Annotated in this window: 20 protein-coding genes and 1 riboswitch; of the genes, 5 read left to right on the forward strand and 15 right to left on the reverse strand. The window is 72.8% G+C overall.

What is annotated here, in order from left to right; translation table 11 throughout:
* Positions 1-212: 212 nt before the first annotated feature.
* The 6 genes from AB0F89_RS11970 to ald all read right to left on the reverse strand — a co-directional run bounded on the left by AB0F89_RS11970 (position 213) and on the right by ald (position 8,119).
* The gene (locus AB0F89_RS11970) at positions 213-3,947 is read right to left on the reverse strand and encodes an ABC transporter ATP-binding protein (protein WP_367135468.1); all 3,735 of its coding nucleotides are present in this window, start codon (positions 3,945-3,947) and stop codon (positions 213-215) included.
* A gap of 103 nt (positions 3,948-4,050) precedes the next feature.
* Positions 4,051-4,923, reverse strand: a complete 873-nt coding sequence (locus tag AB0F89_RS11975; RefSeq protein WP_367135470.1) for a hypothetical protein — start codon at positions 4,921-4,923, stop codon at positions 4,051-4,053.
* A complete protein-coding gene (locus AB0F89_RS11980) occupies positions 4,923-6,056 on the reverse strand; it encodes an ABC transporter ATP-binding protein (protein ID WP_367135472.1) in 1,134 nt (377 codons plus the stop codon). The genes AB0F89_RS11975 and AB0F89_RS11980 overlap by 1 nt, the downstream gene beginning before the upstream one ends.
* A 48-nt stretch (positions 6,057-6,104) precedes the next feature.
* On the reverse strand, positions 6,105-6,479 hold the full coding sequence (locus AB0F89_RS11985) for a hypothetical protein (RefSeq protein WP_367135474.1): 375 nt from the start codon (positions 6,477-6,479) through the stop codon (positions 6,105-6,107).
* 6 nt (positions 6,480-6,485) lie between these two features.
* A complete protein-coding gene (locus AB0F89_RS11990; protein ID WP_123745591.1) occupies positions 6,486-6,668 on the reverse strand; it encodes a hypothetical protein in 183 nt (60 codons plus the stop codon).
* 344 nt (positions 6,669-7,012) lie between these two features.
* Positions 7,013-8,119, reverse strand: a complete 1,107-nt coding sequence (ald, locus tag AB0F89_RS11995) for an alanine dehydrogenase (RefSeq protein WP_367135477.1) — start codon at positions 8,117-8,119, stop codon at positions 7,013-7,015.
* Positions 8,120-8,312: 193 nt separating this feature from the next.
* A riboswitch (glycine riboswitch) is annotated at positions 8,313-8,408 on the forward strand.
* Positions 8,409-8,525: 117 nt separating this feature from the next.
* Here ald and gcvH point away from each other — a divergent pair.
* A complete protein-coding gene (gcvH, locus tag AB0F89_RS12000) occupies positions 8,526-8,906 on the forward strand; it encodes a glycine cleavage system protein GcvH (RefSeq protein ID WP_367135479.1) in 381 nt (126 codons plus the stop codon).
* Between the two features lie 4 nt (positions 8,907-8,910).
* Positions 8,911-10,275 (forward strand): L-serine ammonia-lyase, encoded by a 1,365-nt coding sequence (locus tag AB0F89_RS12005; RefSeq protein WP_367135481.1) that lies wholly within the window; start codon positions 8,911-8,913, stop codon positions 10,273-10,275.
* Between the two features lie 38 nt (positions 10,276-10,313).
* On the opposite strand, the gene AB0F89_RS12010 is transcribed toward AB0F89_RS12005, so the two are convergent.
* From AB0F89_RS12010 to AB0F89_RS12030, 5 genes are all read right to left on the reverse strand, one after another.
* Positions 10,314-10,799 carry a glutathione peroxidase gene (locus AB0F89_RS12010; RefSeq protein ID WP_367135483.1) on the reverse strand — a complete coding sequence of 162 codons (486 nt, stop codon included), beginning with the start codon at positions 10,797-10,799 and terminating at the stop codon, positions 10,314-10,316.
* Positions 10,796-11,110, reverse strand: coding sequence for a transcriptional regulator (locus tag AB0F89_RS12015; protein WP_367135485.1), 315 nt, complete (start codon positions 11,108-11,110; stop codon positions 10,796-10,798). The genes AB0F89_RS12010 and AB0F89_RS12015 overlap by 4 nt, the downstream gene beginning before the upstream one ends.
* Positions 11,103-11,849, reverse strand: coding sequence for a hypothetical protein (locus AB0F89_RS12020; RefSeq protein WP_367135487.1), 747 nt, complete (start codon positions 11,847-11,849; stop codon positions 11,103-11,105). Before AB0F89_RS12020 ends, AB0F89_RS12015 begins: the two co-directional genes overlap by 8 nt.
* Positions 11,850-11,880: 31 nt before the next feature.
* A complete protein-coding gene (locus tag AB0F89_RS12025; protein WP_367135489.1) occupies positions 11,881-13,794 on the reverse strand; it encodes an ABC1 kinase family protein in 1,914 nt (637 codons plus the stop codon).
* Positions 13,795-14,091: 297 nt separating this feature from the next.
* On the reverse strand, positions 14,092-14,445 hold the full coding sequence (locus AB0F89_RS12030) for an SSI family serine proteinase inhibitor (protein ID WP_367135491.1): 354 nt from the start codon (positions 14,443-14,445) through the stop codon (positions 14,092-14,094).
* 139 nt (positions 14,446-14,584) lie between these two features.
* Here AB0F89_RS12030 and AB0F89_RS12035 point away from each other — a divergent pair, with 139 nt between their 5' ends.
* Positions 14,585-15,865: an MFS transporter gene (locus tag AB0F89_RS12035; RefSeq protein ID WP_367135493.1), complete on the forward strand. Its 1,281-nt coding sequence runs from the start codon at positions 14,585-14,587 to the stop codon at positions 15,863-15,865.
* Here the strand turns inward: AB0F89_RS12035 and rdmE are convergent.
* Together rdmE and AB0F89_RS12045 are read right to left on the reverse strand one after the other, a co-directional pair.
* Positions 15,852-17,387, reverse strand: a complete 1,536-nt coding sequence (gene rdmE, locus AB0F89_RS12040) for an aklavinone 12-hydroxylase RdmE (RefSeq protein WP_367135495.1) — start codon at positions 17,385-17,387, stop codon at positions 15,852-15,854. The genes AB0F89_RS12035 and rdmE overlap by 14 nt on opposite strands.
* 42 nt (positions 17,388-17,429) lie before the next feature.
* The gene (locus tag AB0F89_RS12045) at positions 17,430-18,446 is read right to left on the reverse strand and encodes a Gfo/Idh/MocA family oxidoreductase (protein ID WP_367135497.1); all 1,017 of its coding nucleotides are present in this window, start codon (positions 18,444-18,446) and stop codon (positions 17,430-17,432) included.
* A 259-nt stretch (positions 18,447-18,705) separates the two neighbouring features.
* Between AB0F89_RS12045 and AB0F89_RS12050 the strand changes: the two genes are divergently transcribed.
* Positions 18,706-19,995, forward strand: coding sequence for a bifunctional o-acetylhomoserine/o-acetylserine sulfhydrylase (locus AB0F89_RS12050; RefSeq protein WP_367135499.1), 1,290 nt, complete (start codon positions 18,706-18,708; stop codon positions 19,993-19,995).
* A gap of 56 nt (positions 19,996-20,051) precedes the next feature.
* Positions 20,052-21,032 carry a homoserine O-acetyltransferase gene (locus tag AB0F89_RS12055; RefSeq protein WP_367135502.1) on the forward strand — a complete coding sequence of 327 codons (981 nt, stop codon included), beginning with the start codon at positions 20,052-20,054 and terminating at the stop codon, positions 21,030-21,032.
* Here the strand turns inward: AB0F89_RS12055 and AB0F89_RS12060 are convergent.
* Both AB0F89_RS12060 and AB0F89_RS12065 read right to left on the reverse strand, forming a co-directional pair.
* The gene (locus AB0F89_RS12060; RefSeq protein ID WP_367135504.1) at positions 21,029-22,588 is read right to left on the reverse strand and encodes a cellulose binding domain-containing protein; all 1,560 of its coding nucleotides are present in this window, start codon (positions 22,586-22,588) and stop codon (positions 21,029-21,031) included. The two genes, AB0F89_RS12055 and AB0F89_RS12060, sit on opposite strands and share 4 nt — an antisense overlap.
* A gap of 134 nt (positions 22,589-22,722) precedes the next feature.
* Positions 22,723-23,223, reverse strand: a complete 501-nt coding sequence (locus AB0F89_RS12065; protein WP_367135506.1) for a hypothetical protein — start codon at positions 23,221-23,223, stop codon at positions 22,723-22,725.
* Positions 23,224-23,319: the final 96 nt, after the last annotated feature.

Genomic DNA, 23,319 nt, shown 5'->3' on the forward strand with positions numbered 1-23,319 from the left:
TCCGGTTCGATTTGACATGGGGCCCTTACGGGCACCCTATGCAGGCCAAAGCCGGCAGGCCCGGCGGGGAAGAGCGTCCCGCCAGGCCTGCCGGCTTCGTCCAGCCTATGGCACCCGAACCCATGTCAAATCGAACCTCTGCGGGTTGGCGGCGGGTCCGATGTGGTGGGGATGTGGTTAGTGGGTGGGAGTTGTTGGTGGTGGGGTTGTGGTTAGTGGGTGGGGGTTAGTTCGGTTGGTTCGTGGTTGGCGCCGTGGGACCAGAGGGTGGCGTAGGGGCCGTTGGCCTGGAGCAGGTCGTCGTGGGTGCCCTGTTCGACGATTCGGCCTTCGGCGAGGACGACGATCCGGTCGGCGCGGGCGGCGGTGGCTAGGCGGTGGGCGACGACGAAGGTGGTTCGGGAGCCGGACAGGTGGTCGTTGGCGGCGAGGACGGTGGCTTCGGTGGACGGGTCCAGGGCGGCAGTGGCTTCGTCCAGCAGGAGGATCGTCGGTTGGACCAGTTCGGCGCGGGCCAGGGCGACCAGTTGGCGTTGGCCGGCGGAGAGGGCTTGGCCGCGTTCGCCCACTTGTTGGTGGAAGGCGTTGGGCAGGGAGGCGATGACGGGGAGGGCGCCCACCGCGCGGACCGCTGCCTCGATGTCGGCACGGGTGGCGTCGGGGTTGCCGTAGGCGACGTTCTCGGCGATGTCGCCGCCGAAGAGGTGGGCCTCCTGGGGGACGATGCCCAGGCGTTGGCGCAGGGCGGGCAGGTCGTAGTCGCGCAGGTCCACGCCGTCGACCAGGACCTGGCCCTCGGTGGCGTCGTAGAACCTGGCGACGAGCTTGACCAGGGTGGACTTGCCGGCGCCGGTGGCGCCGACCAGGGCGACGGTTTCGCCCGGCCGCACGTGCAGGGAGATGTCCCGCACAGCGGGGGTGGTGGTGTCCTGGTAGGCGAACGTGACGTTGCGCAGCTCGACCTCGCCGCGCAGCGCGGTGACGGGGACCGGGTGCTCGGCGGGCGGCACGGTGGTCGGGGTGCGGAGCAGGTCGCCGATCCGGCTCAGGCCGACCCTGGCCTGCTGGTAGCCGTCGAAGACGCCGGACAGCTGGTACAGCGGCGAGAAGAACAGGCCCAGGTACAGCACGAACGCCAGCAGGACGCCGGGGGACAGGGTGCCGTCGGCCACCCGGTAGGCGCCGACCACGAGGATCGCGGCCTGGGCGACGCCGGACAGGAGCGAGAGGAACGGGAAGTAGGTGGCGATGTAGCGCTGGGCCCGGATGCGGGACTTGCGGTAGGCGTCGCTGCGCTCGGCGAAGGCCTCGGCGGAGCGGGCTTCCCGGGTGTACGCCTGGGAGACGCGCAGGCCCGAGACGTTCTCCTGGAGGTCGGCGTTGACGGCGCTGACGCGTTCGCGGGCCTCGGCGTAGGCGGCGGAGGAGAGGCGTTGGAAGATGGCCGTGGCGATCAGCAGGATCGGCAGCACGGCGAGCGCGACCAGGGCCAGGCCGGGGTCGGTGAGGACCAGGGCGACGGCGATGCCGAACACGGTCAGCACGCTGATGACGAAGGTGGTCAGGCCCGTCTGCAGGAAGCTGGACAGGGCGTCGACGTCGGTGGTCATCCGGGTCATGATCCGGCCGGCCATCTCGCGCTCGTAGTAGTCCAGCCCCAGTCTTTGCAGGTGGGCGTAGCTGCGCACGCGCAACAGGTAGAGCAGGCGCTCGCCGACCCGGGACGTGACCACGGCGCCGATCGCGGCGGCTGCCCAACCCGCGACGACCAGGGCGAAGCTGATGGCCACGGCCGTCCAGAGCCAGCCCGCCCGGCCGCCGACGACGCCCTGGTCGACGCCCAGGCGGACCAGGTTGGGCGAGGCGACGGCCAGGGCCGTGTCGACCAGCAGCACGCCGGCGACGGCGAGCATCGCCCAGCGGACCGGGCGGAGCAGGGTGCGCAGGCGGAAGCCGGGGTCGGGGGCGCGGGGATCCTCGCCCGCCAGGGTCGGCTCGTCCTCGGCCGGCGGGAGGGCGTGCACGCGGGCCATCAGGTCCGGGGTCGGCGGGGTGCCGCCGAGCAGCGCGGACGTGCCGCCGCCACCTCGGGAGAGCTTGCCGGTGGGGGTCCTGTTCGCGGCCCGCACGGCCAGTTCGTCGTCGTCGGAGTCGGGCCACAGGGCCGGGGTGGTGCCGTCGGGGCCCGGTTCCAGGTGGGCGTCGGCCCTCGGGTCGACCTGCTCGATCGCCTCGCCGGGCCCGGCGAGCAGGTCGCGGTAGAGGCGGCAGCGGCGGTGCAGTTCGGCGTGGGTGCCGATGTCGACCACGCGGCCCGCGTCCAGGACGGCGATGCGGTCGGCCAGGGACAGCGACGACCGCCGGTGCGCGATCAGGACGGTGGTGCGCTCGGCGGTGACGGCGGCCAGCGTGCGGTGGATGGCGGCCTCGGTGGCGTTGTCCACGGCTGACGTGGCGTCGTCCAGGACGAGGACGCGGGGGTCGGAGAGGAGCGCCCTGGCCAGCGCCACCCGTTGGCGCTGGCCGCCGGAGAGGGTGAGGCCGCGTTCGCCGACGACGGTGTCGTAGCCCTTCGGCAGGGCCTCGATGAACTCGTGCGCCTCGGCCGCCCGCGCCGCCGCGCGCACCTGCTCGTCGGACGCGTCCGGCAGGCCGTAGGCGATGTTGGCCCGCACGGTGTCGGAGAACAGGAAAGCCTCCTCGAACACCGTGCCCACGGTCCGCCGCAGCGACGACAGCCGCAGCTCCCGCACGTCGACCCCGCCGACCGACACCGAGCCCTCGTGCACGTCGTAGAACCGGGGCAGCAGCAGCGACACCGTCGACTTGCCCGAACCCGCCGTGCCGACGACCGCCAGCGTCTCGCCCGGCTCGACCCGCAGCGACACCCCGGACAGCACCGGCTCGCTGCGCGCGTACCCGAACACCACGTCCCGCAGCTCGACCGCCACCGGACCGGCCGGGACGTCGCGGTCGCCGTCCACCACGTCCGGCTGGGAGTCGACCAGCTCGTACACCCGCTCGACGCCCGCGCGGGCCAGCTGGGCGGTCACCATCAGGCTCGCCAGCAGCCTGGACGGGCCGACCAGGGTCGCCACGTAGGTCGCGAACGCCAGGAACGTGCCCAGCGTGACCTCGCCGCGCATCGCCATCCACCCGCCGAGGGCGAGCACCGCGACCTGCCCCAGGTAGGGCAGCGCGTTCAACGTGGCCGACGGGCGCGCGGTCAGCCGGGCCGCGCGCATCCGCTCGGCGAACAGCAGCCTGGCCCGCGACTCCAGCCGGGCGACCTCGCGCGCCTCCTGCCCGAAGCCCTTCACCACCCGCACGCCGGTGACGGTCTCCTCGACGTGCTGCGCCACGTCCGCCGCGCGCTGCTGCGCCGACCAGGTGGCCGGGAACAGCGTCAGCCTGCTGCGCGCCGCGACCACCCCGACGGCGGGCACGATCACCAGCGCGATCACGGTCAGCAGCGGTGACAGCCAGAACATCGCCACCAGGGCCGCCAGCGCGAACACCACCGTGCCGAAGGCCAGCGGCGTCATCGACAGCAGGCTGTTGACCAGTTGCAGGTCGGTGATCGAGCGGGACACGACCTGGCCGGTGCGCAGCGCGTCCTGCTTGGGCCCGTCCAGCCGCTGCACGGCGCCGAACACGGCTTGGCGCAGGTCGTGCTGCACGTCGACGGCCAGCCGGCCGCCCAGGTAGCGGCGCACGAACGCGGTGCCGAAGGTCAGCAGCTCCAGGGCGACCAGGACGACGGCCAGCCACGCGAGCCGGTCCGTGCGGCCGGCCACGGCGTCGTCCACCGCGACCTTGATCAGCAGGGGCCCGACGGCCTGCAGGCCGACGCCGACGACGGCGGCCAGCACCGACCACACCACCAGGGAGCGGTGCTGCCAGCACGCGGAGGCGAGCCTGCGGATCCAGCCGTCGGAACGAGTCACGGGTCCAACATAGGTCGCGGCGCCGACAGTTTCGCGAACCCCGGTGCGACGAAGGCCGCCCCGGACTTCGGGACGGCCTCGTCAGCAGTGCTGGATCACTGGATCAGGTGATGTCCTTGCGCTGGGTCGCGGCCCAGCCGCCGAGGAAGAACAGGGCCGTCCAGACCAGGAACACCAGGCCGCTCAACCACCAGTCGAACGCGCCGAGCGCGCCCGCGATGGTCCGCATCACCTCGACCAGGTCGTCCGGCACGACGCCCGCGTTCGACAGGAACAGCGACGACGCCACCGAGCCGGTCAGGCCGTTCACCGCGCCGTTGGGCAGGAAGCCGATGATCTCCGGCAGGCCCTGCGAGGCCAGCACCAGCTGGATGCCGTTCTCCACCAGCAGCATGTAGAGCAGCAGCACGACGGTGGTGCCGACGACGCTGGTCATCAGCGCTCCGACGCCGACGCCGAACATCGTCATCAGGATCGACGACAGGATGCCGACACCGGCCAGCGCCAGCCACCCGGTGGCGTCCGGCAGCGCGCCGGAGTCCGAGGTGATCACGGTGCCGATGCTCACCGCGGCCACGATCGCGAGGCCGTAGATCGCGCCCCAGGCGATGTAGACGACCATCTTCGCGGTCATCGCGGCGACCCTGTTCGGCGCGGTGAGGAACGTGGTGGTGATCGTCTTGCGGTTGATCTCGTTCGCGACCGCCAGGCCGCCGAAGATCATCGGGAAGATCGTGGCCACGTTGATGCTGCGCGCCATGCCGAACAGCGCCACCTGCCACTGCGACGGGTCGACGCCGAGCAGTTCGGTCAGCTCCTCGGCCTCCGAGCTGTTGATCAGGTCCATCAGGCCCTTGCCGATGGCGCCGGTGCCGAGCGCCCAGCCCAGGGCGATCAGCACGGTCGGGATCATCAGGCCCCACCACAGGCCCGTGGTGGTCGTCTTGCGGAACTCCGACTTGATCAGGTTGCCCATCACGCACCGCCCCCGAGGCCGCCCTGACCGTGCTGACCGTACGGGTTGTCCTGCGGCGGCGGCTGGTGTCCCGGCGGTGGTGGTTGGTAGCCCTGAGGGGGCTGTTGGTACTGCTGTTGGTAGCCCTGCTGGTACTGCTGCTGCTGATAGCCCTGCGGGGGCTGCTGGTACTGCTGCTGGTAACCGGGCGGTGGTTGCTGGTACTGCTGCTGGCCCAGGCCCGGCGCCGCGTACTGGCCGTTGGTGAGCTGGAAGAACAGCCGCTCCAGGTCGGCCTTCTCCTCCTGGATGCCGTAGATCGACACGCCCGCCTTCAGCGCGGTGTCCGCGACCTGCTTGGCCTCGACGCCGGTGACCGCGATGCGGCCGTCCGGCAGCTGCTCGACCGCGGCGATCCCGTCCTCGCGCAGCGCCGTGACCAGCGCGCCGACGTCGGACGGCTGCACGAGCACCCGGCCCTGCTGCTGGGCGCGCAGGTGGTCCAGCGGCCCGTAGTACATGGTCTGCCCGCGGCTGATGATGACCACCTGGTCCACCGTCTGCTCGACCTCGGCCAGCAGGTGGCTGGAGATCAGCACGGTCCGCCCGCTGCGCGCGTAGGACTGCAGGAACGTCCGCAGCCACGCGATGCCCTCCGGGTCCAGCCCGTTGGCCGGCTCGTCGAGCACCAGGATCTGCGGGTCGCCGATCAGCGCGGTGGCCAGGGCCAGCCGCTGCTTCATGCCCAGCGAGAAGCCGCCCGCCCGGCGGTCGCCCGCCGCGCCGAGGCCGACGAGCTGGAGCACCTGCTCCGCGCGCGAGTCGGGCATGCCGATCGCGGCGGCGTAGACCCGCAGGTGGTTGCGGGCCGTGCGCTTGGGGTGGAAGCCCTGCGCCTCCAGCACCGCGCCGACGACCCGGGCCGGGTTGCCGAGCTGGTCGAACGGCCTGCCGTTGATCAGCCCGATGCCCGCGGTCGGGGTCACCAGGCCGAGCAGCATGCGCAGCGTCGTGGTCTTGCCCGCCCCGTTGGGGCCGAGGAAGCCGGTCACCGAACCGGGTTCCACCGTGAAGCTCAGATTCTGCACCGCTGCGACCGGACCGAACTGCTTGGTCAAGTTCTGCACCACGATGCGGCCAGTGCCGTCGTGCACGCGTCCCTCCCGAGTACTCCTACCGGGCGTCATCCTGCCCTAGGAGGTTCACTCGGGTAGTGCGTGTCGCGGTTTCGACGCCACTCTCGGTATCTCGGTGGTCGTCTCGGTGTCGGCCGCGCGGCGCAGCGGTCGCAGCGGGCGGCGGCGCTCGCGGTGCGGCACGCCCTCGCCGATGAGGTGCTGGTGGGCCATCGTCCACACCTGGCACGGCCACTTCTTGTGCCGCAGGATGCCCGGGCAGGCGCCGCAGCGGCCGTCCGGGTCCGGTTGGTGCAGGGTCAGCAGCAGCCGCCAACCGTCGGCCAGGCGGTGGATCTCGGACCGCGCGAGCGGCACGAGGGCGTCCGCCTCACCGCGCTCCGCGGCCTCGTCCAGCAGCGCCAGCCGGCGCAGCACGGCGGCCCGCAGTGCCTCGTCCACGCCGGCTCACATCCTGTCGGCGACTTGGTCGAGCAGGCGGTGCAGCCGACGGGTCTGCGTGACGGACATCACAGCGGACTCGCCGGGCGGTGCGACCAGGAGAACTCGGTCGTCCTCGACGAGCACGGTCATCGACCGGTCTCGTCCGAACGGGTCGTGGCAGTCGATCCAACCCTCGGGTTCAGCCATCTGCGCTCCGATCGGGGAGTGGCGCGGCGAGCGCGCCACGCGGGCGGACGACCCCGCTGCGTAGCTGCGGGGTTCCCGCCCTGTGCATCGGCCGTGAGGGCGTCGTGACTTACCCGTTACGCCCCGAATTCACTCGTTTGCTTGAGGTCGCGCACGGTCCGTTGGCCACCGGGGGGCGAAATGCGCCCCGGTTCGGTGGGCCCGCTGGGCACGGACCCCCGATCCCGGCTAGGATTGGTGACGCGGCCCGCTCCCAGTGACCCCCAGGCTGGTTGAGCGGGCCGTCTCAACGCCGAAGGGCCCCGCTCACACCTGGTGAGCGGGGCCCTTCGCGGTTCCGGCGCTCAGAGCTCCAGGGGCGTGTGGGCCAGCCCGTGCGCCTGCGCGACCGGCAGGTTGGTCAGCAGGCCGTCGTGCGCGTTCAGGCCGAGCGCCAGCGCCGGGTCCGACCGCAGCGCCGCCTCCCAGCCCCGGTCGGCCAGCGCCACGGCGTGCGGCAGCGTCACGTTGGTCAGCGCGTAGGTCGACGTGCGCGGCACCGCGCCGGGCATGTTGGCGACGCAGTAGAAGACCGCGTCGTGCACCTGGTACGTCGGGTCGGCGTGCGTGGTCGGCCGCGAGTCGGCGAAGCAGCCCCCCTGGTCGATCGCGATGTCCACCAGCACCGCGCCGGGCTTCATGTCGGCCACCAGCTCGTTGCTCACCAGCTTCGGCGCCTTCGCGCCGGGCACCAGCACCGCGCCGATGACCAGGTCGGCCTCGCGGACGGCCTGCTCGACCGAGTAGCGGTTGGACGTCACCGTGCGCAGGCGGCCCTGGTAGAGGGCGTCGATGTGGCGCAGCCGGTCCACGTTGGTGTCCAGGATCTGCACGTCCGCGCCCATGCCGACGGCGATCGCCGCCGCGTTCAGGCCCGCCACGCCGCCGCCGATGACGACCACCCGCGCCGGGTGCACGCCGGGCACGCCGCCGGGCAGCACGCCGCGCCCGCCGGAGGGCTTCATCAGCGCGAACGCGCCCACCTGCGGCGCCAGCCGGCCCGCGACCTCGGACATCGGGGCCAGCAGCGGCAGCGCGCCGTTCGACGTCTGCACGGTCTCGTAGGCGATGGCGGTGGTCCCGGAGTCCAGCAGCGCCCGCGTCAGCGGCTGGTCGGCCGCCAGGTGCAGGTAGGTGAACAGGACCTGCCCCTTGCGCAGCCGCGGGTACTCCTCGGCGATCGGCTCCTTGACCTTGAGCACCAGGTCGCCCTCGGCCCACACGTCGTCCGCGGTGGCCAGGACCTTCGCGCCGGCGGCCAGGTACTCCTCGTCGGTGATCGCCGAACCGAGGCCCGCGCCGGTCTCGACGACCACGTCGTGACCGCGCTGCGCCAGCTCGTGGGCGCCCGCCGGTGTCAGCGCGACGCGGTACTCGTGGTTCTTGATCTCGCGGGGGACGGCGATCCGCACGGTGGGCTCCTTCGGCCGGTGTTACACCCAAGGTCCGGTAACGCGATTTCGGTGTCATCGTGCGGCGGGCACCAACGGGCCGGGGTCGGGTTGTGCCGATCGCACAAGCCGGTGGTCGCGTTGACACCCGTTGGTGTGGCACCTAGCGTGCGTCCAACCAACTGAACATCGGCCGCGGCGCGACGACAGCGCCGGAACCCGCGCGGGAGAGACCTCGGTGAACGTGCCGGGGCGCCGAAGGAGCAAGCACCCCCGCACACTCTCAGGCAGCGAGAACCGCTCGGGTGAGGCGACTCTGGAAAGCGCGCTCGACGCGCACCCACGGTGCAAGCCGCGACGCCGCGGTGAAGCTCTCAGGTCCCAGGACAGAGCAGGGGATCCGGACCTTGCCTTGAGGAGAGCTGTCGTGACATTTCCGGACAACCTGCTGTACACGCCCGAGCACGAGTGGGTGGACTGGGCGCCGGGTACCCAGGACCCCGTGGCGGTCGGCATCACCTCCTACGCGGCCGGGTCGCTCGGCGACATCGTGTTCGTCGAGCTGCCCCAGGTCGGCGCCGTCGTCAAGTCCGGCGACGTGTGCGGCGAGCTGGAGTCGACCAAGTCGGTCAGCGACCTGTACGCGCCGGTCAGCGGCGAGGTGGTGGCGGTCAACGACGAGGCCGTGAACGACCCGTCATTGATCAACAACGACCCGTACGGCCGGGGTTGGCTGTTCAAGGTGGCGGTGACCGACGCCACCGGGCTGCTGACCGCGGCGAAGTACGCGGAACTGACCGGGGACTGACGCCGTGGCCATCAGCGTGTTCGACCTGTTCTCGGTGGGCATCGGGCCGTCCAGCTCGCACACCGTCGGCCCGATGCGGGCGGCGGTGATGTTCGTCGACCGGCTGCGGCCGGTGCTGGGGACCGTCGACCGGGTGCACGTGGAGCTGTTCGGGTCGTTGGGCGCGACCGGGCACGGGCACGGGAGTCCGAAGGCGGTGCTGCTCGGGCTGGAGGGCCACCGGCCGGAGGAGGTCGACCCGGCCGAGGCCGACCGGCGGGTGGCCGAGATCCGGGCCACCGGGCGGCTGCGGCTCGGCGGTGAGCGGGAGATCGCGTTCACCGAGGACCCCGACCTGGTGATGCACCGGCGCAAGTCGTTGCCGCTGCACCCCAACGGCATGAGCTTCACCGCCCACTCGGGTGACACCGAGGTCGACTCGGCGGTGTACTACTCGGTCGGCGGCGGGTTCGTGGTGGACGAGACGGCCACCGGGGCCGACCGGATCAAAGCCGACGAGACCCCGCTCGCCCACCCGTTCCGCACCGGGGACGAGCTGCTGGCGCGGTGCCGGGAGACCGGGCTGTCGATCAGCGAGGTGATGCTGGCCAACGAGCTGTCGTGGCGGGACGAGGCGTCGGTGCGCTCCGGCCTGCTGCACATCTGGGCGGTCATGCAGGAGTGCGTCGAGCGCGGCTGCACGATCGACGGCGTGCTGCCGGGCGGGCTGAAGGTCCGGCGGCGGGCGGCGGAGATGCGGCAGCGGATGACCGCCGAGCACTACGCCACCGACCCGCTGCGGGTGATGGACTGGGTGACGTTGTTCGCGCTGGCGGTGAACGAGGAGAACGCGGCCGGCGGCCGGGTGGTGACCGCGCCGACCAACGGCGCGGCCGGCATCGTGCCCGCGGTGCTGCACTACTACACGCGGTTCGTGCCCGGCGCGTCCGACGACGGGGTGGTGCGGTTCCTGCTGACGGCGGGCGCGGTCGGCGTGCTGTTCAAGGAGAACGCGTCCATCTCCGGCGCCGAGGTCGGGTGCCAGGGCGAGGTCGGCTCGGCGTGCTCGATGGCGGCCGGCGGGCTGGCCGAAGTGCTCGGCGGCACGCCGGAGCAGGTCGAGAACGCGGCCGAGATCGCCATGGAGCACAACCTCGGGCTGACGTGCGACCCGATCGGCGGACTGGTGCAGATCCCGTGCATCGAGCGCAACGCGCTGGCGTCGATCAAGGCGATCACGGCGGCGCGGATGGCGTTGCGCGGCGACGGCTCGCACTTCGTGTCGCTGGACAAGGTCATCAAGACCATGCGCGAGACCGGCAAGGACATGAAGGTCAAGTACAAGGAGACGGCACGCGGCGGCCTGGCCGTGAACGTCATCGAGTGCTGAGCGTGGCCGGGGGTCGGTGACGGCCCCCGGCCCGCGGGTCACGGCAGGACGGACTCGATCGCCTTGACGACCGCCTCGTCCTCCGGCTGGGTGGTCGGCCGGAAGCGGGCGACGACGTCGCCGGTGGGGGAGAGCAGGAACTTCTCGAAGTTCCACTGCACGTCGCCCGCCGCGCCGTCGTTGTCGGCGAACGCGGTCAGCTCCGCGTACACCGGGTGCCGGGACGGGCCGTTGACCTCGATCTTCTCGAACAGCGGGAACGTGACGCCGTAGGTGGTCGAGCAGAACTCGGCGATCTCCTCCGCCGTGCCCGGCTCCTGGCCGGCGAACTGGTTGCACGGGAACCCGACCACCGAGAACCCCTGCTCGGCGTACCGCTCCTGCAACCGCTCCAAGCCCTGGTACTGCGGCGTCAGCCCGCACTTGGAAGCGACGTTCACCACCAGCAACGCCTTGCCCGCCAACGCGCCCAGGCTCGACGGCTCGCCGTCCAGGGTGTGCAGCGGGATGTCGTGGATGCTCATGCCCGCGAGGCTACGTGCCGCTCGACCAGCGCCCGCAGCGCCACCATCTCGGCGGCCAGGGCGGCCCGGCCCGCCGCCGTCACGCCGACCCACGTCCGGGGCCGCCTGCCGTCGTAGCCCTTCTCCACGGCCACCAGCCCGGCCCGCTCCAGCACCGCGATGTGCCGCGACAGGTTGCCCGCCGTCAGCTCCAGGGTGGACCGCAGGTAGCCGAACTCGACCCGCTTCGCCTCCGCCGCGACGGTCAGGATGCCCAGCCGGTGCTTCTGGTGCACCACGTCGTCCAGCGACGCGGTCGGGTGCTCAGCCACGCCGCAGGCCCACCAGGCCGCCGACGACGAGGGCCAGGCCGGGCAGCACGACCACGGCGGCCGTCGACCACGTGGTCGGGTGCGCGACGGTCAGCGGCGTGATCGTGGCGGACGCGCAGAGCACGACCAGGTAGGCCGCGGTGGTCGTGGTGAACCGGGTGCTGCGCTCCAACGCCGCCAGCACCACCAGGCCGAGGCCGATCGCGATGAACTGCCCGATCGCCGGCTGGTCCTGCTGCAGCACGGCCGTGCCGAGCACCGCCGCGGCCGCCGTCGGCAGGCGGGGCGCCTTCCAGTGCCACAGCACGGTGGCCGCGGCGAGCACGATCAGCCCGACGCCCGTGCCCGACTGGAAGCGGAACGGCAGGTGGGCCAGCGCCAAACCGACCACGGGCCCGCTCAGGCCGATCGCCAACGCCCCGAGGTAACCCCTGGTGGACGTCTCGATGCCGACCCGCGCGCCGCGCCTGCGGTACCACCACACGGTCGCCAGGCCACCGGTCACCAGCACCACCAGCCAGTACAGGCCGAGCAGCACCGGGTGCCGCACGTCGGGCAGCGCGCCGAGCACCGTCAGCGGCGACCACGCGCCCGGCTCGGGCGACCCGGCGGCGGGCTCGTGCAGCGGCACCGCCAGGAACGACGCGATCCCGAAGAACAGCAGCGGGAACGGGTAGGCGTGCCGGTCCTCCCGCGCCCGCCGGCGCAGCGCCTCCAGGTCGCGCAGCAGGTCTGCCACCCAATCAGGTTTGCACCGCAAACCGGATGGGTCAAGCACGCGGCCGGAAGATGGTCACCACCACCCGCAGCCCGAGCAGCACGCTGATCACCAGCAGGTTGTAGCCGAAGAGCTGGAACAGCGAGACGTTCGGACCGACCTCCGGCCCGCCGTCCGCGCCGAGCAGCATCACCGCCATCACGCCCGCCGTCGCGCCCAGCACGGTCAGCATCACCTGGTGCAGCAGCGAGACGACGAACTGCCGGTCCCGGTCGTCGGCGAACAGCCGCACGCCCACGCCCAGCCGCCCCTGCTCCAGGGCGGCGGAGATCCGATCGGCCCGCCGGGGCAGCCGGCGCAGCATCGGCAGCATCGCGTGCAGCTCCTCGGTCACCGTCCGCCGCAGCGACTCCGGCGTCAGGCGGGCGTTGAACTCCCGGTCCGCGAACGTCCGCGACTCGACCACGAGGTTGAACCCGGGCGACAGCGCGGCCAGCGTCCCCTCCACCGTGGCCAGCGCCCGGAACACCGCCGCGATCTCCGGCGGGATGCTCAGCCCGTGCCGGTAGACCAGCGTGAACAGGTCGCCGAACATCTGCGCGTCCGGTCGCATCCCGGTGCTCAGGTGCCGCGCCATGAACTGCCCGAGCGCGCGCTCCAAGTGCTGCTCGTCGATCTCGTCCGGCCTGGTCACGAGTTCCAGCAGCGCGTCGCGCAGCCCGGCCGGGTCGCCGTGGTCGACCGACAGCAGCAGCTTGCCGAGCGCCGCCCGCAGCTGCGCGTCGATCCGGCCGACCGACCCGAAGTCGAGCAGGCCGAGCCGACCGTCGTGCAGCAGCATGATGTTGCCGGGGTGCGGGTCGGCGTGGAAGACGCCGTTGACCAGCACCTGGCGCAGCAGCGCGGCCAGCAGCGTCCGGGCCAGCGCGTCCCGGTCGACCGAGTCCAGCGACGCCGACCGCACCGGCACGCCGTCCAGCCGCTCCATCACCAGCACGCGGGCCGTGCAGAGCTCTTCGTGCGCGGTCGGCAGCACCACGTCGGTACCGGCGGACGCCGCGCGCACGGCGGCCAGGTTGCGCGCCTCGACCCGGAAGTCCAGCTCCTCGCGCAACGCCGCGGAGAACCCGGCCGCCAGGTCGCGCACCCCGATCGCCTTGCCCCACCTGGTCCGGTCGTGCAACGTCGAGGCGAGCCGGTCCACGATGTCCAGGTCGGCCTCGGCGACCCGCCGCACGCCCGGCCGCTGCACCTTCACCACGACGTCCTCGCCGGTCTTCAACCGCGCCCGGTGCACCTGCGCCACCGACGCGGCGGCGATCGGCCGCTGGTCGAACTCGGCGAACACGTCCTCCGGCGCCCGGCCCAGCTCGGCCACCAGCACCTCGCGCACCGCGGGCCACGGCGCGGCGGGCACCTTGTCCTGCAGCAGCGCCAGCTCGTCCACCACGTCCGCGGGCAGCAGGTCCGACCGCGTGGACAGCACCTGGCCGAGCTTGACGAAGGTGACCCCGCCCTCCTCCAGCGCCAGCCGCAGCGACCGGGCCAGCCGGGTGTCGGTGCGCTCCCGGCCGCGCAGGTACGGGCCGAGGCCGTGCCGGACCGCGATCGCGGTGATCCGCGAGTAGCGGCGGGTGCGGGAGACCCGGCCGCGCAGCGCCCGCCACCACTCGGTCGGCGGCGGGACCGACCCGGTCGGCACCACGATCTCGGCGAACGTCAGCACCGCGATCACCAGCAGCAGCGAGATGCCGAACTGCACGGTCCCCAGCGACGGCGCCTGCTGCGCGTCCGGCATGCCGCTGAGCGCGGCCCTGGTCATCGACAGGCCCAGCAGGCACGCGAGCGTGGTGCGGATCAGGCCGACCCGCAGGCCGAGGATGCGGCGCGCGGCCAGCGCCATGCCGAGCACCAGCGCCAGGAACGTCGCCGGCACGCCGACCGTGTACAGCAGGAAATCACCCATACGTCCTCCCCCGAGCGTTCCGGGCGGAGGATAGAGCGATCTGCTTGAGACGGTGCGTGGCGTGCCCAGACCTCCGACCACTCGGATGGCTCAGGCGAGGTGTTCAACGGGTAATGGTCTGCGCGGAGCTGTACAGGTTCCTCATTTCACGCATGTGAAGAGTGTTGACGAATCGGGCGTGCAGTCCCTACGGTCGGCGAAGAGGTCCGAGGACCTCCGCAGGAACACCCGTGGAGGGGCCCCGACTTCGGCGGCGGTGTCGCGGGCCCCTCCACGGGTGCGCCCGCTCGTCCGGGCTCACAGCTCGAAGATCGGACCCGTCTCGGCGCGCATCACGCACGGGTTGGGGAACTCCGCCTCGAACACGCGGGTCTCGCCCCGCCACTTGCCGGACGCCTTCACCCGCACCGGGTCGTACTCCATGGTGCACATCGCCTGGCCGGACGACAGGCCGCCGATCTGGCCGTCCACATCGGACAGCGCCAGGCACGCCTCGTCCGCCCTGGGGTGCAGGCCGCCCGCCGGCTCGCAGGTGAGGTTGGCCAGCTGGAACGTCTCGCCGTGCCGCACGGTGAGCAGGAAGCCCGACTCCGGTGCGGAGAAGACGGGGATGAACGCGGTCATGGCCGCGAGCAAGGGGAGTGGTGCCATGCTCCCCAGCCTGACCGGCCGGCACGGCGGTCTCCAGGGGGCTCACCGGATCGTGTGGTTTCCTGGACGGTGCCACGCGCCGGTGTGAGGTGAGTCACGTCGAGGTGGCCGACCCGGGTCGTCGGGCCAGGGTGGGTGGATGGCTTCCGAGGTGCGCAGGGTGGCGCTCGCCAGTTCGGCCGGGAACGCCGTGGAGCTGTACGACTTCCTGCTCTACGGCACCGCGTCGGCGCTGGTGTTCGACAAGCTGTTCTTCCCGTCCTTCGACCCGCGGATCGGCACGCTGCTGGCGTTCGCCACGTTCGGCGCGGGCTTCCTGGCCCGGCCGCTCGGCGGGGTGGTGATCGGCCACTTCGGCGACCGCGTCGGCCGGCGGTCGATGCTGGTGCTGACGCTGACCGCGACCGGCCTGTGCACGGCGGCGATCGGGCTGCTGCCGACGTACGAGTCGGTGGGGCTGGCCGCGCCGCTGGGCCTGGTGCTGCTGCGATTGGTGCAGGGGTTCTTCCTGGGCGGCGAGCAGGGCGGCGCGACGTTGATGGCGGTCGAGCACGCGCCCGCCGGGCGCACCGGGTGGTACGGCAGCTGGACGTTCCTCGGCTCGCCGGTGGGGCTGCTGCTGGCCAACGGCGCGATGGCGGCGTCGACCGCGGTGTCCGGCGACGCGTTCCTGAGCTGGGGCTGGCGGGTGCCGTTCCTGCTCAGCCTGGTGCTCGTGGGCGTGGGGCTGTACGTGCGGCTGTCGGTGGAGGAGAGCCCGGTGTTCCGCCGGGCCCGGGAGACCTCGGGCGCGGTGCGGCTGCCGGTGGTCGTCGTGCTGCGGCGGTCGTGGCGGCAGGTGCTGCTGGGCGCCGGGGTGAACGTCGGGTTCAACATGTTCATCTTCGTGGTGGCGACGTTCGCGCTGTCGTACTGGACGAAGCAGCTCGGGATGCCGCGCGGCACGCTGCTGACCGCCGCCCTGGTCGGGGCGTTCGCGCAGGCGGTGGCGATCCTGGTGTTCGCGCGGCTGTCCGACCGGGTCGGGCGGCTGCCGGTGATGCTCGGCGGCGCGGCGTTCCTCGGCGTGTTCGCGTTCCCGCTGTTCTGGTTGCTGGAGGCGCGGTCGGCGGGGTTGGCCGTGGTGGCGATGGTGGTGGCGTTCGCCGGGTCGGCGGCGGTGTTCGGCCCGATGCCCGCCTACTACGCGGAGCTGTTCGGCGCGCGGGTGCGGTACAGCGGCGTGTCGTTGAGCTACCAGCTCGGCGCGGTGCTGGGCGGTGGCCTGTCGCCGGTGGTGGCCACGTGGCTGTTGGGCGTGACCCCCACCCGCGACTCCTGGCCCATCTCCCTCTACCTGATCGTCGGCGCCCTGATCAGCGCCCTCTCCCTGCTCGCCATCGGCGAAACCCTCCGCCGCGCGCCCGCTACCGCGACGTGACGGCGGCCAGCGCGTCGGTGAGCGCGCGGGCGGCGTCGGCCGGGGGAGCGGTGGCGCGCCACGCGATCACGCCGTCGGGGCGGACCAGGGCCGCGCCCCGGCGGCCGATCCCGTAGCGCTCCGCCAGCTCGCCGGTGGGGTCGGCCAGGGCCGGGACCTCCAGGCCGGGGACGTCGGCGGCCCACGCCGGGTCGAGGGTGACCAGGGTCCAGCCGGTGAAGAGGTCCAAAGTGGACTTCAGGGCGCCGTCGTGCTCCACCACCACGTGCGGCGCGCGGAAACCGGGTCGGCCGCTCGGCTCGGCCGGGTCCTCCATCGGGGCCGGGTCGTCGTCCTCGACCAGCACGGCGCCGGAGCGGCAGCGGTAGCCGAGGGTCAGGCGGAACGGGTCCACCTCGGCCGGCACGTCCGGGCCGGCCGGCTGCGGCGCGAACCGCTGCACGTAGTTGGCGTACGAGCCGTCCACCACGAGCTGCGCGTACGGCCGCCGTTCGGCCTCGTAGCTGTCCAGCAGGCCCTCGCCCGCCTCGCCGCGCAGCACCGCCGCCAGCTTCCACGCGATGTCGAACCCGTCGCCGATCGCCGTGTTGCCGCCCAGCCCGCCGGTCGGCGGCGTCACCTTGGCCGCGTCACCGACCAGGAACACCCTCCCGGCCCGGAACCGGTCGCTCAGCCACGCCGCCACCTCCCACGCCGTCACCTCCAGCACCTCCGGCTCCAGGTCCGGCACGTCCGTCGCGACCCGCAGCAGCTCGACGCACCGCCGCACCGGGTAGTCGGCCGCCGACTCGCGCGCCGGGTCGTACTCGACCGTGAACACGTTGCGCCGCGGCGTGCTCGTCGCCACGAGCGCGCCGGTGAACGCCGGGTTGCGCAGGTAGTACAGCGTGACCTTGTCGGCCGCGACGTGCGACGCGAGGTCCGCGTCGAACACCACCCCGACGTGGTGCGACAGCCCGCCGCGCCCGTGCCGCCCGATGCCCGCCATCCCGCGCACGGCGCTGTGCGCGCCGTCCGCCCCGATCACGTAGTCCGCCCGCGCGGTCCGCTCGCCGTCGGCCGTCCGGAGCCGCGCCGTCACGCCCTCGTCGTCCTGCTCCAGCGCCACCAGCTCGGTCCCGAACCGGACGTCCGCGCCCAGCTCGCGCGCTCGCCGCAGCAGCACCGGCTCGACCTCGTCCTGGCTCGCCAACCCGGAGCGCTCGGGGCTGAGCGGGGTGTCCCAGCCCTCGTCCTCGTGCACGATGGTGGTGAACACCTCCCCGCGCAGGCTGGCCGCGACCTTGATCACCAGGCCGCCGTCGAGCCCGGCGCCCGCCGCCGGCACCTCGTCCGCCACCCCGCCCCGGCGCAGCAGCTCCATCGTCCGGTGCGTCTGCCCGGTCGCCTTCGGGTGCGGTGACGTGCCCCGGTGCTTCGAGACGCACAGCACCTCGACGCCCCGCTGGGCGAGGAACATCGCGGCGGACAGCCCGCCGAGCCCCGCGCCCACCACCAGAACCCGCACGTTCTCATCTGCCATAAGAAGAATCTTAGGCAGTAAGAGATTTGGCAGGCAAGAGTCTTAGTCGAGTCGGACGGTCTCCCCGGTGCGCGCCGACTCGAACGCCGCCTCCACGACCTCCAGCCCGGTCACCGCGTCCGCCACCGGGACGGGCGCCTGACCGGCGGCGACGGCCGCGTAGAAGTCCTGGTAGGCGCCCGGCTCGGTGCGCACGGGCCGGTCGCCGAGCGAGCCCCACCGCTCCTCCGGCTCCTCGCCCCAACCCGGACCGCCGGGCGTCGCGCCCGCCTTCAACGCGTCCTCCTGCGGGTCCATCCCGTGCTTGACGTACGCCGACCGGTCGCCCAGCACCCGGAACCGCGGGCCGAGCGACGCCGCCAACGCCGACGCCCACAGGTGCGACACCGCGCCGTCCGGGTGGGTCAGCGCGAGGAACGCGTCGTCGTGCGCCAGCGCGCCCGGCCGCAGCGTTCGCACCTCCGCGTACACGCTCGCCGGCCGGCCGAGCAGCGCCACCGCCTGGTCGACCAGGTGCGTGCCCAGGTCGAAGACGATGCTGCCCAGGTCGGCCGGGTCGCCGGACTCCTTCCAGCTGCCCTTCACCTCCGGCCGCCACCGCTCGAACCGCGACTCGAACCGGTGCACCCGCCCCAGCGCGCCCTCGCCGACCAGCCGCGCCACCGTGCGGAAGTCGCCGTCCCAGCGCCGGTTGTGGAACGGCGCGAGCAGCAGCCCCCGCGCCGCGGCCAGGTCGGCCAGCTCCCGCGCCTCGGCGGCGGACGGCGCGAACGGCTTGTCCACCACGGCGTTCAGCCCGTGCTCCAGCGCGGCGCGGGCGTGCGCGGCGTGGAACCGGTTCGGCGTGGTCACCACGACCAGGTCGAACTCGTCCGCCCGCGGCCACACCTCGTCCACCGACGCGATCAGCTCGGCGCCGGGGTAGCGGGCCGCCACCTCCGCCCGCCGCTCGGGGTTGCCGGTGACGACGGCGGTCAGCTCCAGACCCGGCGTGGTGGCCAGGAACGGCGCGTGGAAGGCGGCTCCGCCGAGCCCGTAGCCGATGAGTGCGGTGCGCATGGGGGCCAACCCTAAGCGTCCCAGGGCGTGGACGCCCTGTCGCGGGCGTCCGCCCGGCGCTAGCTTCAGCACCATGATCCCGCTCGTGACCCGTCGGCACGTGGACTACGTGCGCGTCACCAGCACGGCCTGTCGACTCGGCTGATCCGCCCCGCACCACCGCGCGCCCGGTGTCCTCGGCGTGCCCGAAAACCCCTCTGCCTGCCTGAAACCCCGGCCTGCCCGAAAACCCCCGCCTGCCCTGACAGGAGCCTTCAGCATGTCCTGGTCCTTCGACACCCTCCAGGTCCACTCCGGCGCCGCGCCCGACCCGACGACCGGCGCGCGGGCCACGCCGATCTACCAGACCACGTCGTTCGTGTTCCGCGACTCCGCGCACGGCGAGGCGCTGTTCAGCCTGGCCGAGCCGGGCAACATCTACACCCGCATCAACAACCCGACCCAGGACGTGCTGGAGCAGCGGGTCGCCGCGCTGGAGGGCGGGGTGGCGGCGGTCGCGTTCGCCTCGGGCCAGGCCGCCGTGACCGCGACCGTGCTCAACCTCGCCCGCGCGGGCGACCACCTGGTGTCCAGCGCGTCCCTCTACGGCGGCACCCACAACCTGTTCCGCCACACCCTGGCCAAGCTCGGCATCGAGGTGTCCTTCGTGGACGACCCCGACGACCTGGACGCGTGGCGGGCCGCGGTGCGGCCGGGCACCAAGCTGTTCTTCGCCGAGTCGCTGGCCAACCCGCGCAGCAACGTGCTGGACGTCGCGGCGGTCGCCGAGGTGGCGCACGCGGCCGGCGTGCCGCTGGTGGTGGACAACACCGTGCCGACGCCGTACCTGCTGCGGCCGATCGAGCACGGCGCGGACGTCGTGGTCCACTCGGCCACGAAGTACCTGGGCGGGCACGGCACCGCCGTCGCGGGCGTGGTCGTGGACGGCGGCACGTTCGAGTACTCCGACGCCGCGAAGTTCCCCGACTTCACCGAGCCCGACCCCAGCTACCACGGCCTGCGCTACTGGCCCGCGCTCGGGCCCGGCGCGTTCGCGGCCAAGCTGCGGGTGCAGGGCCTGCGCGACACCGGCGCGGCGATCGCGCCGCTGAACAGCTTCCTGGTGCTGCAGGGCATCGAGACGCTGTCGCTGCGGATCGAGAAGCACTCGGCGAACGCGCTGGAGCTGGCGCGGTGGCTGGAGGGGCGCGACGAGGTGGCGCGGGTGCACTACGCGGGCCTGCCCTCCAGCCCGTGGCACGACCTGGCGCGGAAGTACCTGCCGGCGGGCGCGGGCGGCGTGGTGTCGTTCGAGCTGCGCGGCGGCGTCGACGCGGGCCGCGCGTTCGTCGACGGCGTCGAGCTGTTCAGCCGGCTGGTCAACATCGGTGACGTGCGCAGCCTCATCGCGCACCCGGCCGGCACCACGCACCGCCAGCTCACCCCCGAGGAGCAGGTCGTCTCGGGCGTCACGCCGGGCCTGGTCCGGCTGTCGGTGGGCATCGAGGGCGTGGCGGACCTCAAGGCCGACCTGGAGGCCGGCTTCCGCGCCGCCAAGTCGGCGTTGTGAGCCCCGGGGGCGCCGGCGGATGGCGGGAAGGTGACCCGAACGGGCGACGGCAGTGGGTGCGCGGCGCGCTGCCGGGGCTGCCCGACCTGGCGATCGCCTACGAGACCTGGGGCGAGCCGAACGCGGACCGGTCGAACGCGGTGCTGGTGCTGCACGCGCTGACCGGCGACAGCCACGTGGCGGGCCCGGCCGAGCCGGGCCACCCCACGCCGGGCTGGTGGGACGGGTTGGTCGGCCCGGGACGCGCGCTGGACCCGCGGCGCTGGTTCGTGGTCGCGCCCAACGTCCTGGGCGGCTGCCAGGGCACCACCGGGCCGACCTCGACCGCGCCGGACGGCCGGCCGTGGGGCACGCGGTTCCCGCGCGTCACGGTGCGCGACCAGGTGGCCGCCGAGGTGCTGCTGGCCGACGCGCTGGGCGTCGACGCGTGGGCCGCCGTGCTCGGCGGGTCCATGGGCGGCATGCGGGCGCTGGAGTGGGCGGTGTCCGAACCGGACCGGGTGCGGGCGCTGCTGGTGCTGGCCGCGCCGGCCGCGTCGACGGCCGAGCACATCGCGCTGGCGTCCGCGCAGCTGCACGCCATCCGGCTGGACCCGGTCGGCGGCCTCGGCGTGGCCCGCCGGATCGCGCTCGTCGGCTACCGCGCCGAGCCGGAGCTGGCCACCCGGTTCGGGCGCGCGGTCCGCCCGGACGGCCGGTTCGAGGTGGAGTCCTACCTGGACCACCACGCGACCAAGCTGGTCCGCCGGTTCGACCCGGTCAGCTACGCCACCCTGACCGAGGCGATGAACAGCCACGACGTGGGGCGCGGCCGGGGTGGCGCGCGGGCCGCGCTGCGCCGCGTCACGGCCCGCGCGGTGGTGGCCGGCATCGACTCCGACCGGCTGTACCCGCTGTGGCAGCAGGCCGAGGTCGCCGACGCCGTTCCCGGCGCCGGCGACCTGCGCGTGGTGACCTCGCCGCACGGCCACGACGCGTTCCTCATCGAGGTCGAGCAGGTGTCGGAACTGGTCTCCGAACTGCTCGGGGAGGGCTAGAAGCCGGCCGTGATGCGGGTGAACTCCCAGTCCGGCTGGGCGATGCCGCTGCAGTTCGACGACACCTGGCCATCGCACCCGCCGCGGTCGCGGTTGACCGCCCAGAACGAGAACCGGCCCAGGCCGTTCGCCTTGGACCAGTCGCGCAGCTGGGTCCACGTCTGGGTGGTGGTCACCTCGCGCTGGTCGGACAGGCCGTTCATGCCCGAGATGCCGACGTGCCGGAACGCCTCCGCGTCCGACCAGCCGAACGTGGCCTTCAGCTTGTTCTTCAGCCCGGTGGCGGCGTTGATCGTGTCGGCGCCGATGTTCGAGCTGCCGAAGTCGAACGGCATGAGCGTGAACACGTCGACGCCCGCGCCGATCGCCGCGGACCGCTCGATCAGCCGGTTGCCCCAGGAGTTGGGGCCGGTGGTCGTGGTGCCGAAAGTGACGATCGTCTGGATGCCGGGGTTGGTCGCCTTGACGATCTTCAACGCCTCCAGGATGCGGTCCTGCACGGTCGCGTTCTCGAACTCGTCGGTGTTCTCGATGTCGATGTCGATGGCCTTGAGCCCGTAGGCGTCGATGACCTTCTGGTAGGCCCCCGCAAGCGCTTGCGGCGTCGAGCAGTTGGGCCCGAGCTTGTTGCCGCTCCACCCGCCGAACGACGGCACCACGTCACCGCCGGCCGCCCGGATCTGCTGGATGGCCTGCGCGTCGACGCTCCCGGTCAGCGGCCGGTTGCCGTCCCACGCCGGGTTGCACCCGCCGGAGGCCAGCACGAACGCCATGGTGAACCACTTGACGCCGGTGGTGCTCATGATCGTCGCCGGGGCCGGCGGGTTGCCCCAGCCCATGAACAGGTACGGCGCGCCGCGCCCGCCGACCGGGTTCGTGCCCGGCTGGGTGGTGGCCGAGACCTGGTTGGACGGGCCCGAGGTGTTCGCGGCCGCGTCGCGCGCCCGGACCGTGAACGTGTACGCCGTGGAGGCGCTGAGGCCGCCGACGGTCGCGGTGGTGCCGCTGACCGTGGTCGCCACGGTGGCGCCCCGGTACACGTCGTAGGCGGTCACGCCGACGTTGTCGGTCGACGCGGTCCAGGACAGCGACACCGAGTTGCTGGTGGCGCCGGTGACGCGGAGCGAACCCGGTGCGCTCGGCGCGACCGCGTCACCACCGCCGCCACCGGTGCAGGGGGCCCCGTTGACGGTGCAGTTGAGCGGCGCGCCGGGACCGGCGCCGACGAAGCCGAAGCTCGCCGACGCGCCGACGCCGACGGAGCCGTTGTACTCGCGGTTGGTCGCCACGTAATGATCACCCGTCCGGGTGACCAAGGCGTCCCAGTACGACCCGAGCGAGGTGCCCGCGGGCAGGTCGAACTCGATCCGCCAGGACGTGATGGCGGCGGGCCCGCCGTTGGCGACGGTGAACCTGGCCTCGAAGCCGCTGCCCCAGTCCTGGGTCTTGGCGAAGGTGGCGGTGACGCCCGGCGCCGCTTGCGCGGCCGGGCCCACCACCAGGGAACCGAGGGCCAGTGCGCCTGCTGCGAGCAGCGCGCTCGTGCGTCTTGACATGAGGGATCTCCTCTTCGGCGGGATCGGCAGGGGTGAATCGCGCCCACCTGGGAGAGTGGTCTAGACCAGTTCGAAAGGCAAGGCTCCTGACCGGTTCGCCCGGCGGAAGTGGCGGGCGAAAGGGGCGGAGCGGACTACTCGTCCAGCGCGGTGGCGATCCACGGCGTCACCGGCAGGTCGCGCGACTCGCACTCGCCCGCCAGCTTCACCGTCCACCGCAGCGCCTGGAGCACGACCGTGGCCAGCTCCTGCGGCTGCCCGTTGGCCAGGGCGATCTCGATCTGCTCGGCGGCGGCCTCCTGGTCGCCGTGCACCTCGGCCAGCAGCGTGCGGATCGCGGTGCGGACCGGCGGGTCGGCGTCGTCGATCGGCACCTCCTGCCCGTCCTCGTCGAAGACCTGCATCTTCACCGGCGTCGCGCCGCCGGACCCGAGCGCGGCGACCATCTCGCTGCACTCGGAGAACAGCAGGAGGACCAGCTCGCGGATCTCCTCGTTGCCCTCGGGCGAGCCGCTGAGGTACCCGGTGACCAGGTCGACCGCGACAGCGTCCTCCCCGACCTTGGCTGCGGTCAGGGCCTCGCCGGCCACGGCCTGGAGCCGCGACCAGCGATCCGGATCTTGCTGCGGGTGCATTCAGCCATCTTCCAACACGGAGTAGGGGCGCACAGCTCTGCATATTGCCTACCTGGTGGTGTTCGCCCGCCGCAACGGCTTGTCCGGGGTGTCGTG

This window comes from Saccharothrix sp. HUAS TT1 (genome assembly GCF_040744945.1).
Classification (GTDB): Bacteria; Actinomycetota; Actinomycetes; order Mycobacteriales; family Pseudonocardiaceae; genus Actinosynnema.

Bases quoted from the DNA above. Each gene is read 5' to 3' on its own strand.
- AB0F89_RS11975 (WP_367135470.1), bottom strand. From the start codon at position 4,923: ATGGGCAACCTGATCAAGTCGGAGTTCCGCAAGACGACCACCACGGGC.
- AB0F89_RS11990 (WP_123745591.1), bottom strand. From the start codon at position 6,668: ATGGCTGAACCCGAGGGTTGGATCGACTGCCACGACCCGTTCGGACGA.
- AB0F89_RS12010 (WP_367135483.1), bottom strand. From the start codon at position 10,799: ATGAGCATCCACGACATCCCGCTGCACACCCTGGACGGCGAGCCGTCG.
- AB0F89_RS12025 (WP_367135489.1), bottom strand. From the start codon at position 13,794: ATGGGTGATTTCCTGCTGTACACGGTCGGCGTGCCGGCGACGTTCCTG.
- AB0F89_RS12030 (WP_367135491.1), bottom strand. From the start codon at position 14,445: ATGGCACCACTCCCCTTGCTCGCGGCCATGACCGCGTTCATCCCCGTC.
- AB0F89_RS12035 (WP_367135493.1), top strand. From the start codon at position 14,585: ATGGCTTCCGAGGTGCGCAGGGTGGCGCTCGCCAGTTCGGCCGGGAAC.
- rdmE (WP_367135495.1), bottom strand. From the start codon at position 17,387: ATGGCAGATGAGAACGTGCGGGTTCTGGTGGTGGGCGCGGGGCTCGGC.
- AB0F89_RS12045 (WP_367135497.1), bottom strand. From the start codon at position 18,446: ATGCGCACCGCACTCATCGGCTACGGGCTCGGCGGAGCCGCCTTCCAC.
- AB0F89_RS12050 (WP_367135499.1), top strand. From the start codon at position 18,706: ATGTCCTGGTCCTTCGACACCCTCCAGGTCCACTCCGGCGCCGCGCCC.
- AB0F89_RS12060 (WP_367135504.1), bottom strand. From the start codon at position 22,588: ATGTCAAGACGCACGAGCGCGCTGCTCGCAGCAGGCGCACTGGCCCTC.
- AB0F89_RS12065 (WP_367135506.1), bottom strand. From the start codon at position 23,223: ATGCACCCGCAGCAAGATCCGGATCGCTGGTCGCGGCTCCAGGCCGTG.